The organism is Apibacter sp. B3706, from assembly GCF_011082725.1.
GTDB lineage: Bacteria > Bacteroidota > Bacteroidia > Flavobacteriales > Weeksellaceae > Apibacter.
Genome location: NZ_CP049715.1, coordinates 1,283,143 through 1,295,649, shown reverse-complemented (window position 1 = coordinate 1,295,649; position 12,507 = coordinate 1,283,143). Strand labels below are relative to the sequence as shown.

General features: G+C 29.8%; 11 protein-coding genes. 4 read left to right on the top strand and 7 right to left on the bottom strand.

Features of this window, described 5'->3' with window-relative positions; genetic code table 11:
* Positions 1-65: 65 nt before the first annotated feature.
* Positions 66-1,259, bottom strand: coding sequence for a 3-phosphoshikimate 1-carboxyvinyltransferase (locus G8C41_RS05845; RefSeq protein ID WP_166006664.1), 1,194 nt, complete (start codon positions 1,257-1,259; stop codon positions 66-68).
* Entirely contained in the window at positions 1,256-1,582 is a 327-nt protein-coding gene (locus G8C41_RS05840) for a nucleotide pyrophosphohydrolase (protein ID WP_160567965.1), read from the bottom strand. Before G8C41_RS05840 ends, G8C41_RS05845 begins: the two co-directional genes overlap by 4 nt.
* Positions 1,583-2,032: 450 nt before the next feature.
* Here G8C41_RS05840 and xerD point away from each other — a divergent pair, with 450 nt between their 5' ends.
* Positions 2,033-2,941, top strand: a complete 909-nt coding sequence (gene xerD, locus G8C41_RS05835) for a site-specific tyrosine recombinase XerD (protein WP_166006662.1) — start codon at positions 2,033-2,035, stop codon at positions 2,939-2,941.
* 33 nt (positions 2,942-2,974) lie between these two features.
* On the top strand, positions 2,975-3,463 hold the full coding sequence (locus G8C41_RS05830) for a YkgJ family cysteine cluster protein (RefSeq protein WP_166006659.1): 489 nt from the start codon (positions 2,975-2,977) through the stop codon (positions 3,461-3,463).
* Between the two features lie 2 nt (positions 3,464-3,465).
* On the opposite strand, the gene G8C41_RS05825 is transcribed toward G8C41_RS05830, so the two are convergent.
* From G8C41_RS05825 to G8C41_RS05815, 3 genes are read right to left on the bottom strand one after another with little or no spacing between them, the layout of a single operon-like run.
* Positions 3,466-3,897 carry a hypothetical protein gene (locus tag G8C41_RS05825; protein ID WP_105297028.1) on the bottom strand — a complete coding sequence of 144 codons (432 nt, stop codon included), beginning with the start codon at positions 3,895-3,897 and terminating at the stop codon, positions 3,466-3,468.
* A gap of 6 nt (positions 3,898-3,903) precedes the next feature.
* Entirely contained in the window at positions 3,904-4,281 is a 378-nt protein-coding gene (locus tag G8C41_RS05820; RefSeq protein ID WP_221411740.1) for a RidA family protein, read from the bottom strand.
* 23 nt (positions 4,282-4,304) lie between these two features.
* Positions 4,305-6,884, bottom strand: a complete 2,580-nt coding sequence (locus G8C41_RS05815; protein WP_166006655.1) for a putative LPS assembly protein LptD — start codon at positions 6,882-6,884, stop codon at positions 4,305-4,307.
* 55 nt (positions 6,885-6,939) lie between these two features.
* Between G8C41_RS05815 and G8C41_RS05810 the strand changes: the two genes are divergently transcribed.
* Together G8C41_RS05810 and G8C41_RS05805 are read left to right on the top strand one after the other, a co-directional pair.
* The gene (locus G8C41_RS05810; RefSeq protein WP_166006653.1) at positions 6,940-8,226 is read left to right on the top strand and encodes an N-acetylmuramoyl-L-alanine amidase; all 1,287 of its coding nucleotides are present in this window, start codon (positions 6,940-6,942) and stop codon (positions 8,224-8,226) included.
* Positions 8,227-8,654: 428 nt separating this feature from the next.
* Positions 8,655-9,497: a glycosyltransferase gene (locus G8C41_RS05805; protein ID WP_166006651.1), complete on the top strand. Its 843-nt coding sequence runs from the start codon at positions 8,655-8,657 to the stop codon at positions 9,495-9,497.
* 48 nt (positions 9,498-9,545) lie between these two features.
* Here G8C41_RS05805 and asnB read toward each other — a convergent pair whose 3' ends face one another.
* Both asnB and G8C41_RS05795 read right to left on the bottom strand, forming a co-directional pair.
* Complete coding sequence (gene asnB / locus G8C41_RS05800) at positions 9,546-11,210, bottom strand: asparagine synthase B (RefSeq protein ID WP_166006649.1); 1,665 nt, start codon at positions 11,208-11,210, stop codon at positions 9,546-9,548.
* 228 nt (positions 11,211-11,438) lie between these two features.
* The gene (locus G8C41_RS05795) at positions 11,439-12,383 is read right to left on the bottom strand and encodes an MBL fold metallo-hydrolase (RefSeq protein WP_166006648.1); all 945 of its coding nucleotides are present in this window, start codon (positions 12,381-12,383) and stop codon (positions 11,439-11,441) included.
* Between the last annotated feature and the right edge of the window lie 124 nt (positions 12,384-12,507).

Genomic DNA, 12,507 nt, shown 5'->3' with positions numbered 1-12,507 from the left:
TACTATTTTAATTTAATATTAGTAAAATATTAAAAATTTAAAAAATTATTCTTTAAAAAAGAGTCTTAAACTTTAATTCCATAAAATTTCATATCATTCCAAAATTCAACATAGGACTTTACAACTACATCAGGATTTTTAATTTCTAAAGGAAACAGTAATTTTAAAGGAGCAAAACTCATTGCCATTCGATGATCATTATAAGTTTCAATTTTTTGATTAGCATTAAAAGAATTGACTTTAAGAAGTGTAAAAGAATTATCAGTAATTTCTACCTTTCCTCCACATTTTTCTAATTCATTTTTTAAAGCAACTAAACGATCGGTTTCTTTAATCTTCAATGTTTCAAGTCCCGTAATTTTTATAGGAATACGTAGACCAAAGGCAGTTAAAGCAACCGTTTGCGCAATATCAGGACAATCATTCATGTCCAATTCTATATAATTAGGGTATTCAAAACTGGGTTGCTTACATAAGGTTATTTCGTTTATATTAAAAGTAGTATTAATGCCAAAGAATTTTTGATAAATATCCACTGCTCTTCTATCCGCCTGTAATGAATCTTCAAATAAATATTTTAACTTAATAGTTAAATTATCGCTTAAAGCACATATAGAATAATGATAAGAAGCCGAGGACCAATCACTTTCAATTATATATTGTTGTTTTCTTATTTCACTTACAGGATATATTGTAATTTTATTTTGGTTAAATAAGGTTTTAATTCCTATTTTATTCAAAATCTGGAGAGTCATAGTAATGTAAGGTCTTGAAGTAATTTTACCTTCCAACTCTATAACCAAACCTTTTTCTAATTTAGTTCCTATCAAGCATAAGGCAGTTATATATTGACTACTGATATTTGATGGTAAATTAATGATATTACTTTTGATTTCTTTCCCTTTAATTTTTAAGGGAGGATATCCTTCATTTTCAACATATGAAATATTCGCTCCTAACTGACTTAACGCATCCACTAAAATTTTTATAGGGCGTTCTTTCATTCGATGAGAACCGGTAAGGATAGTTTCTCTATTTTCTTGAATTGAAAAAAATGCAGTTAAAAACCTCATAGCTGTACCGGCATGATGTATATCAATGCAATGCTTTTTAGAAGAAAGAGCATCTTTCATCATTTGGCTATCTTGGCTTTTCGATAGGTTTTGTAGTTGTAGAGAATTATTGAACAATGAATTTAGTATCAATACACGATTGGTAATACTTTTTGAACCGGAAAGATTGATTGAAATTTCCCTCATTGTAATTTTTTATTATTATGATGTCTTTCACTGTCGCGTTGAGTAGTCGCCTTTAATTTTTTTTGAAAAGCTTTTTCTAAATCAATTCCTGTTTGATTGGCTAAACAAGCTACTACGAAAATAACATCAGCTAATTCTTCTCCTAAATCTTTGCTTTTATCAGACTCTTTTTCAGATTGTTCGCCATATCTTCTGGATATAATTCTGGCAACTTCTCCCACTTCTTCAGTTAGTTGAGCCATATTGGTTAATTCGTTAAAATACCTTACACCATAGGATTGAATCCATTGGTCAACTTGAAATTGTATATCTTTTAAGCTCATTTTTAAACTTTTAGAATAATTATAATTAATAAAATAATTGATTATTTAAAGCTTTATCTTTTTTATTTGTAACTTATAAAACTTAGGTATTTAGTATAAAAAAAATCCTTAATTAAAAGAGCATTAAGTATATGAATATTTACAATATTATATTTTAAAATAGTTATGTATTTAAACAATATAAATAATAGCTAAAAAAAATTTATCTAAACCAAAGGGTAAAGACTTTAAAAGTCTCTAAATAATTCAATATTTTAAATAGCTAAATTAAATAAATTTTAGAAATGTAAATCATTACGCATTGAATAATAAATTATAGAATTTTTAATTTTTTTGATTTGATATTCTTAGATATAAATAATTTATTTAATTATTTTCTTTTGTGTTATAAGGAAAAATATTTAAATAAATTAAATTAGAGTTTTTTTATAAAATTTTAATTTTGTTATCATGGAGTGGAACTTAGCAATAAATAATTTTCAAGAATATTTATTATTAGAAAAAGGCCTTTCTCAAAATACACAATTAGCTTATATAAGAGATATTAAAAAACTAATAAAATTTACCGACCATGATACGTCCATTACCCCATATACTATAGATAGATTTTTAATTCAAGATTTTATATATGATTTTGCAAAAAAATCTTCCTCAGCCAAGTCTCAAGCTCGAGTAATATCATCATTAAAATCTTTTTTTAAATTTTTGCAAATAGAAGAAAAAAGGCAAGATAATCCGACAGAATTGCTCGAAAGTCCTAAAATTGGCCTATATCTTCCTGACGTGCTAAGCCATGAAGAAGTAGTAACTATAATACAGTCAATAGACTTATCCCAATCCGAAGGAGAGAGAAACCGTACCATTATTGAAACATTATATGGATGTGGCCTTCGTGTTTCAGAATTAATTAATTTACGACTTTCCGATTTATATTTAGATGAAAATTTTATTAGAGTTATCGGAAAAGGGAATAAACAAAGATTAGTACCTGTATCGGATTGGACGATTAAATATATAAATCTTTATAAAGACTCAATTCGTATTCATTTAAACCCGAAACCTAAATGTGAAGATATACTTTTTCTAAATAGAAGAGGAGGGCAGCTAACACGTGAAATGATTTTTATAATAATAAAAAATATTGCAGAAAAGGCCGGAATTAAAAAGAAAGTTTCCCCCCATACATTCAGGCATTCTTTTGCAACGGTGTTACTGAAAAATGGTGCCGATTTACGTTCAATTCAGCAAATGCTGGGACATGAAAGTATTACCACAACAGAAATATATACCCATTTAGATAATCAACAACTAAGAGATACGATAGAAAAATATCATCCTTTTTCAATTAAAAAGGGCTAATATTTTAAGTTAAATAATATACATAAAAGTTTAATGGATTTAGATAAATATAAAAACGAAGCATTAAAAAAAGCTTCAGAACACAAAAAATATTTAGAAAAACTCAAAAATAAGAAGCCCAAAAAATTGGATCAAGAATTAATCGAAATTCATGATAAAATTTTCTCACATATAGATTGCCTACAATGTGCTAATTGTTGCAAAACTACCGGACCTTTGTTTTTGGAAAAAGACATTGAAAGAATATCTAAATATTTACGAATGAAACCGATTGATTTTATAGATCAATATTTGTATAAAGATGAAGAAAATGATTGGATATTTAAACAATTGCCTTGTCCGTTTTTAGACAGTTCCAATTATTGTTCCATCTATGAAGTACGTCCAAAAGCATGTAAAGAATATCCCCATACGGATCGTAAAAAATTCTATCAGATTAATAAATTAACCTTAAAAAATACGGTCATATGTCCGGCTGCTTACGAAGTAGTGGAGCTGTTAATGAAAACTATACGAATGTAGAATTACTTGTTTTTTTGTGAATCAATTATTTTTTTATTTTGTAACCATTCCACTATTTTAGCCCCCAGCCAAGAGAATGGAAAAAATATAAAAAACATACTTATTATATACCAGGTGGGATGTCCTTTAAATGTAAAAACAGAAATAATAGCAGTTAGTAAAAGTATAAATCCTATCAACATAGCATAAGCAGTTTTTGCTGTTTTTACTAATAAAGCGCAAACTATTCCACCTAAGAGAGAACCAATCCCGGAAGAAATTAATAAAGCTATAAAGAATTCGCCTTTAGCAGTACGAACAATGGATCTCCAATATTCTATAGGAAGACCTTTATAATTATAAGGTATCCAATAAGAATTTATCATAACAGAAAGAGTAATTATTGTAATGGCTACTAAAAGCCCGGATATAACTGCAAGAGTATTTCTTATCATTTCGTTTTATAATTCTGTAGCAATAACTGAAATTTCAATTAAAACATTTTTGGGTAAGGCTGAGACTTGTACACATTCACGGGCCGGATATGCATCAGAAAAATAAGAAGCATATATTTCATTAACCGTGGCAAAATCAGATAAATTTTGAAGAAAGATGGTAGTTTTAACCAAATTATTCCAATTTAAATTAGCTTTACTTAAAATTGCTTCAATATTTTTCATAACTTGATGAGTTTGATCATCAATGGAAGCAGGAATTTCTCCAGTTTGCGGATTTACCGGTATTTGTCCCGAAACAAATAAAAAGTTGTTAACCTTAATCGCTTGAGAATAAGGCCCAATAGCTGCAGGAGCTTTTTCAGTATTAATTATTTTTTTAATCATGAATTAAATATACAAATTTTTTAAAAACTTGCATTGTCATTGAAATTTTTAGCCTCGTATTTTACAGCATCTTTTAATATGGCTGCTTTCACTCCTATATAAAAACTCCATGTCTTGTTATAACTTGAAGAAATGGGAACCCAATTGAAATTAATATTAAAACTTCTCAAATCTCTCATAAATCCTAGTCGAGTGTATCCGAATTCTTTACTTTCCAAATCGTAATTAGTAGATGCAGTAATTTTCCAATACGGAGAAGGGGAAATTTCTCCCGAAAGATTTACCGTAGCAGAAACATTAGTATTTCTATTATATTCTTTTGTAGAAGCATAATTCAATCCTACGTCCAATTTCCAAGGCATATCGAAATGGGCGTAATTTTCATCATCAAAGTAATATTTTTCATATCTAACCGTTCCTTGCTTCTTATATTTAATTACTTTCTTTTCACCAAATAATGATTCATCCAAAGAAAAATTCAATCCCATCGTGTAACTGACAATAGTAAAATATCCAAACTTATCAATAGCATGACCTACTGTTGATTCGGGAGTATCAAATACTATTTTATAAGGATTTACCCTCATGGCATAATTAACACGTAATTTAGAATTAAATAAAGAGGAAGAACCCGAAGCATTAATAGGACTCCATTTCAAAGAATCTGCAGCAAAATTATAAGATGTATTGATATTTAAAGATTCGAATATTTTTATCTTTTTAAAGCCGTTGGATTCTTTTTTATTTCTAACCTTCATTTCAAGATTGTTAGCAAGAGAAATATTTATGGCACTGTTTTCATAATTGGAAGGATTACCCATGACATTTCCTTCAAAATAAGAATATTTTACTTTTTTTCCATCTTTATCTGTGTACGTACCGTAATATCCCCAAGAATCTTTAGAGAAGTCAGGCATATATCCGTAACTGACCGTAGGAGATATCATATGACGGATTGCCTGAATCATACTTCCTTTTTTAAAGTTGGCGATACCATACAAAGTCGTTGTTAAATTAAGGGACCCGTCAAAAGTTCGGAAAGTTTTAAATCCATCTTTATTAAATGTTTCAACCTTATCCGTAGAAGCATTATAGTCCCTTCTAATAGTCTTTGTAGTCCAGATTTCTCTATAATTACCATTGATACCTAATTGAAAATAATTAAAAAGTGTGGAAGTAGTACCAATACTGGTGGAATTTTTCATTCCGTTATTAGAGTTTTTAAACATTTTTGACGTAAACATATCATCAGTAGACGTATTCAATGAATTTTGAAGATTCATTTTATAATCCATATAGATATTGTGCCAAATGGTTTTCTTAGGTCCTGATTTAGGTTTAAAAGGATAAATTTGAGGCATAGTAACCGTTACATTAGGAAGTACCATGGTTACATCACCGGTTGAAATATTTTGCGAAGCGGAGGTATTAAGTGAAATAGTTAAGGGATTATTATTAAATCTTTTAACCAAAGAAATTGATGATGATGTTTGATTATTATTTACATTACCATGTAAAGCATTTTGATTATATATGCTGTTGTTATAGTAATTCTGACTCATAAAATTTACCGATGCGTTAAAGGACAAATTTGGATTAGCTTTGGCATCTTGTAAATGAGACCAGGTAATACGATAATTTTCAATTTCTGAATAATCATCCAGTCCTTTGGTACTGTTTATATTTTTTTCATAAATAAAATTTAAATTACCGGAATATTTGTAACGATTCAAATATCTTAATCTATTATCGATCATCCAGCTTCCTTTAGTATAAAATCCAAAACGGCTTTCTAAATCCAAATATTCACCAATGGGAACATAAATTCCCCATCTTTCCAAATAAAATCCTTTATTTTGCCGTTCACCGAACGTTCCGATTAAAATCCCAGCCTGTCGATTGCTGCCGGTAGAAGGCAAATATAAAAAGGGTAAAATGAACGGAGTCGGTACTTGCTCAATATACATCGTGGTAGGTCCTGCAATGATGGTTTTTTGATTGTTACCGGTAATAACTTTCATTTTATTAGTCGATAAACCATAATCAGGAATAGAATCTTTTTTTGCTTTAAAATATTCATCCGTAGTCATAAATCCCCCCCTCATATAATATTCTTCATCTTTCATTCTTTTGGCTTTCTTAGCAATAATTGCCATTTCATCTTCTTCCGTTCGAATATTAAAAGCCGTACCCTGTTTAGTATTCATATTAAATTGGGCTTCTGTATATTCATACTCTTTTCCTCCCTGAATAAATTTTATATTATCAATAATTCTTCCTAAACTGTCCACTTTTCCACGAGCTAAAATGTCTCCGGTATTCCAATCCATAACAATATAATCTGCCTTAATGGTCATATCCTGATAGCTGACTTGTGCATTATGGATCAGATAGGTTAATTTTTTTGAAAAAACATTACGAATTTCATCCCCTTTAGTGTCCACAATATTTTCAAGCTTTTCTTTATTAACTGATATAGAATCAGTAGGGATTTTTACAGTGTCAGAAAGGGTTTTAACTCTTTTTTCCTGTGCTAAGAGAATGTTAAAAATTAGAAAAAATAAATAAAGTATATTATATTTGAAACTTGAATTGATCAAAGCATATAAATTCAGAAAAAATTTTGCTGTCAAAATTAATCAAAAAAAAGAATTAATGAGAGTTTTAACAATATTTAACTTAAAAAATATACTACTAATAACTTTAATTTTTTTCACCGGCTCTTTATCTTCACAAAAAAAAGATTTTACCTTAGTTTTGGATGCCGGACATGGCGGGCATGATAATGGTGCCAGAGGAGCCTATGCCAATGAAAAAGATGTAAATCTTTCATTGGTTTTAAAAGTTGGAGCCATGATTGAAAATAATAATAAAGATGTAGAAGTTATTTATACTCGAAAGACAGATGAATTTATTCCATTAATGACCCGCGCAGATATTGCCAATAAAGGAAAAGCCAACTTATTTATTTCCATACACTGTAATTCAAGCCCTAAAAGTGCCCCGTACGGTACGGAAACCTTTGTTCTGGGAGCTCATCGAAATAGAGATAATTTTGATGTTGCAAAAAGGGAAAATGAGGTTATTTATATGGAAAAAGATTATCAAACGACTTATGAAGGATTCAACCCCTCATCACCCGAATCGGTAATAGGCCTCACATTGATGCAAAACATATATTTAGAAAACAGTTTGAAAATGGCCAGCTATGTAGAAAATAATTTTAAAAAAGAAAATCGATTTTCCAGAGGAGTAAAACAAGCCGGCTTTTTGGTTTTAGTTCAAACAGCCATGCCTTCAGTATTAATTGAAACCGGTTTCATCTCTAACCCTCAAGAAGGACAATATTTAGCTTCAGAAGATGGACAAAATACTATAGCTAAAGATATATACGAAGCTTTTTTAAGTTATAAAAAAGAATACGATAAAAAATCAGAGAAAAAAGCGGAGGAAGAAATTCAACAAGTTGTTGAAAAACCGGTGGACAGTAACTTATCACTAAAAGTACAATTTTTAGCATCATTCAACAGATACAGTCCGAATTCCTTACAACTTAGAGGTATGAAAAATGTTGAAATAGTTAAATCAAACGGTATGTATATATATTATGCAGGAAGTACCAATTTACGATCTGAAAGTGAAGCGACATTAAAAATTGCCAAAGAAGCCGGGTTTACAGATGCTTCTATAGTTGAATTTAATGAAAAAGAAGTGGTAACCGGTCTATACTATACCATTGAATTATTTGTATCACCTAAAAAATACAGAGAAAGAGATGCTATTTTCAGGGGATTAAATAATGTAATAAGACAAAAAACGGATAACAATTTATACATATATACCAGCGGGAAAGTAAGTAGTTATGATTCAGCCAAAAAATTATTGGAAATATATAAAAAAATAGGATTTTCAGATGCTATCATTTCGAAAACTTTATCGTAATTTAAATCAGTATATTAACATAAGATATAAACTTTTTCTACTCATAAATTCATGACATGAGTTAAAAAATATCCATTATAAAAAATGCCAAAAGTTTCCCAATAGATCCCGTTTATTGAGCTTATTGATAATTATTTAAATTTATAACGTTGATCAAATTTCTTAAAAACCAAGCCTTGTCAAATGGTTCATTCAACTAATTTTTTAAATAAAGCTTGGTTCCGATTATCCTTATTTTACCAATTGCACAATCTAAAAGATAGTATAAAGTATATGAATCAATTGTAAAAATATTCATACGTATATTGTGTTTAAAACTAGTACAATTAAGGGTCACTAAAACAGATAATTTATCGTCATGGTAATGATCTTAATTTTATTTTTTTGGAATATAAAATTCAATCCCATAAAAAAATTACTTTTGTAATATGAAAGAAAATCCTATTTTATCTATAGTTGTTCCGGTTTTTAATTCAGGAATTTATTTGAAGGAAACTATTAAAAGTATTGAAGAGGTAAATTTTTCATATCCTTATGAAGTTATATTAATAAATGACGGATCAACAGATTCGGAAACTTTAAAAATATTGGAAGATTACAATGAAAAATATACAATTATAAATCAAGAAAATGGAGGAGTGGCCAGGGCAAGAAATACGGGTATTGAAAATGCAAAAGGTCAATATATATTACCTTTCGATTCGGACGATATAATGAATGGAAATTATTATGATCAAGCCTTACACACGATGCTTCATGATCCAACTATTGACATTCTGTATGGAGATTATATAATTTTCGGAAGTGAGAACAGGTACAATAAATCAGGAAAATATAACCGTTTACGGTTAATAAATAGCGGATGTTTTTTACCCAATTCAAGTATCTATAAAAAAAAGGTATGGGAGGATAATGGAGGCTATGATGTAACTTTATCGTATGCAGAAGATTGGGATTTCTGGTCAAGATCTGCAGTAAAAAATTATAGCTTTTATTATTTCAATCAACCCTTATACAAATATAGAAGAATCCATGACGGAAAATCATTAAGTCAAAGCAAAGTAACTAATTATAATGAAGCCATTAAAACTTTAAAAAATAAAATTCCGGCTTCTGTATTTAATCAAGAAACCATAAGTGATTATGTTGTGCAATCCGTTAGAGAAAATAGAAAATTAAAGATAAAACTCTTTTTACGCATTTTTTTTCCAAAAATATTTAATTATCTAAAAAAGAAAAACTTATTTCCAAATGGGATAGTAGTAGAATAGAATGGCTTTTATTATTAATAATAAAAGCCATAAAAGAGAAATTTTGACCTAAATAGCATCAGTATGCACCGTTTTTACGGCTCTACCTGATGGATCAGGGTTATTTTTAAATGCTTCATCCCATTCTAAAGCCACGGCAGAACTACAGGCTACAGAAGGTACAGAAGGAACCGTTTGTGCTGCTGCCTGAGAAGGGAAATGTTCTTCAAATATGCTTCTGAACCAATATTCTTCTTTTGACATTGGTGGATTAATCGGAAAGCGTTCGGATGCTCTTTCCATTTGTTTATCAGAAACTTTTTTATCAGCCGTTTCTTTCAATGTATCAATCCAGGAATAACCCACTCCGTCTGAAAATTGTTCTTTTTGTCTCCAAGCAACTTCTTCTGGTAAATAATCTTCAAATGCCTCTCTTAAAATATGCTTTTCAATTTTTCCGTTTCCGCACATTTTATCTTTAGGATTTAAAGTCATGGCTATATCCATAAATTCTCTGTCCAAGAAAGGAACCCGCCCTTCAACGCCCCAAGCCATTAAGGATTTATTGGCACGAAGACAGTCGTAAAGGTGGAGTTTATCTAATTTTCTGACGGTTTCTTCATGAAATGCTTGAGCATCAGGTGCCTTGTGGAAATATAAATATCCGCCGAAAAGTTCATCGGATCCTTCTCCCGATAATACCATTTTTACTCCCATAGATTTTATATATCTGGCTAATAAGTACATGGGGGTAGAAGCCCGAACTGTTGTAACATCGTAGGTTTCAATATGATAAATGACATCACTGATCGCATCTAAAGCTTCTTCAATGGTAAAATGAATTTCATGATGTACGGTCCCGATATGGTCTGCCACTTTTCTGGCTGCCAACAAATCCGGAGCACCTTTCAGTCCGACAGCAAAAGAATGCAGTTGAGGCCACCAAGCATCCGAATTATTGTTATCTTCTACTCGTTTACTTGCATATTTTTTTGCAATAGCTGAAATAATGGATGAGTCTAATCCACCGGATAGAAGAACACCGTAAGGAACATCAGACATCAACTGTCTGTGTACAGAATCTTCTAATCCTTTTCTTAATTTTTGAATGTCAGAAATGTTGTCTTTCACAGAATCAAAATTCATCCAATCTCTATGATACCAAGTTTTTATTTCTCCGTCCGGACTGTATAAGTATTTTCCCGGTTCAAATTCTTTGATATCCGGACAAACTCCTTCCAACGATTTGAGTTCACTGGCTACATAAAATTGCCCTTTTTCATCATATCCCATATATAAAGGAATGATTCCCATATGATCCCTGCCAACTAAATAGGCATCTTTTTCTTGATCATATAAAACGAAGGCATAAATTCCTGTAATATCTTCAAATAAATCAACCCCTTTTTCTTTATATAAAGCTAAAATAACTTCACAGTCAGATAAAGTTTGGAAATCGTATTTTCCTTCAAATTTCTTTCTAATTTCTTTATGATTGTAAATTTCACCGTTTACAGCTAATATCAATTTTTTATCGCTGCTATATAAGGGTTGACCACCGGAAGCAATATCAACGATGGATAATCTTTCATGAGCAAGGATTGCATTTTTATCGCAATGGATTCCGGACCAATCCGGACCTCTATGACGAATTTTTTTTGCCATTTTTAAAGCCTGAGGCCTTAATGTTTCACCGGCTTCTTTTAAATCGAAAATTCCTACAAATCCACACATTTTTTTTGTTTATTAATTTTTGTAAAATTAAAGTAAATTAGCTTAAATGTAAATATAATTTGTAATTTTTATTTTTAAAATAAATTTATTTATTGGTTTTAATTTATTTTATAAACTTTTTGATGGTAAAACACAAAAATAAGTTTAGATTAAGAATGTGAAATGTTTGAAATAATAAACTGTAAAAATTTTTTTCAGAAAGATGTAAGAGGTTCTTATTTTTATCAACTATTTCAAAATGATACGCTCTCCTTGTTGAGGAAATATATAATTGATAGAATATGGATTATTGTTTACTAATTGTTCCTTAATTATTTGTTCATGATTTCCTTTAGGTTTGATATGGGTAACAATAATTGTTAGCTTTTTCATATTTTTTTTTCCTACTAATTGAGCTAATTTATTCATTTCTTCATTTAGTAAGTTGGGCGTTAAATGACCAAACAATAATTCATCAGGTTGAGAATTAGGAAAAGAAACTTCAATCAGAAAGGTTTTTAATTTTCCTGATTTAATTTTAGGAGCTATAAGGTTCCAAATTTTTTTGAGTTTATCGGATTTTTCAATTCTGTCTGCTCCGGTATCGCCAAAATATAAAACTGCCCGAGTATTATTTTCTACTAATATGGCGGAGCTTTTAAGAGGTTTTACATGGCTTAATTCATAAACCGTACCCTTTAAATGGGTATTAAGAATAGGGAATGCATTTCCTATTTCTGTGTATACATATTGATATTTATTTAGAATCGGACTTTCGCCTTCATTGGCAAAATTGATCCAAGCAGCATTGGTAAAATATTTATTTTTTAAAACTTCAATGGTTTCTTTACTTGCATAAATTGGCTTGGAGGAATCTTCGGGAGAGTTAATCAACATTCCTGATAAATGGTCTAAATGTCCATGAGATATAAAATATCCTTTGATGTTATCTTTTAATACATTTTCAATTGTAGTATTGGTAAAGGTTCCTTTTTCAATTGCCTTATTAATACCACTATAAATAGTTCCGGCATCCAAAGCTAAATAATTGAATGTTTTTTCTTCAGCAATTAGATAAGAAGAAAGATTACTTTCGTCACTTCCTCCGTATACTCCTAATGGAACGATCTCTAAATTCTGAGCCGAGGTAATTATAGATACCGCAAGACATATTTTCAGAAAATATTTTTTCATGATCCTACTTTTTTAAATCAAATTATAATTGAAATATTTTTTCATAAGACTTGTGCATCTTTCCATTAATTGAAATATCAACGTATGCTAAGAAAATGAAATTCAGTAATTGCTTAAATTAAAG

Bases quoted from the DNA above. Each gene is read 5' to 3' on its own strand.
- G8C41_RS05845 (WP_166006664.1), bottom strand. From the start codon at position 1,259: ATGAGGGAAATTTCAATCAATCTTTCCGGTTCAAAAAGTATTACCAAT.
- G8C41_RS05825 (WP_105297028.1), bottom strand. From the start codon at position 3,897: ATGATAAGAAATACTCTTGCAGTTATATCCGGGCTTTTAGTAGCCATT.
- asnB (WP_166006649.1), bottom strand. From the start codon at position 11,210: ATGTGTGGATTTGTAGGAATTTTCGATTTAAAAGAAGCCGGTGAAACA.
- G8C41_RS05805 (WP_166006651.1), top strand. From the start codon at position 8,655: ATGAAAGAAAATCCTATTTTATCTATAGTTGTTCCGGTTTTTAATTCA.
- G8C41_RS05830 (WP_166006659.1), top strand. From the start codon at position 2,975: ATGGATTTAGATAAATATAAAAACGAAGCATTAAAAAAAGCTTCAGAA.
- G8C41_RS05810 (WP_166006653.1), top strand. From the start codon at position 6,940: ATGAGAGTTTTAACAATATTTAACTTAAAAAATATACTACTAATAACT.
- G8C41_RS05840 (WP_160567965.1), bottom strand. From the start codon at position 1,582: ATGAGCTTAAAAGATATACAATTTCAAGTTGACCAATGGATTCAATCC.
- G8C41_RS05795 (WP_166006648.1), bottom strand. From the start codon at position 12,383: ATGAAAAAATATTTTCTGAAAATATGTCTTGCGGTATCTATAATTACC.
- xerD (WP_166006662.1), top strand. From the start codon at position 2,033: ATGGAGTGGAACTTAGCAATAAATAATTTTCAAGAATATTTATTATTA.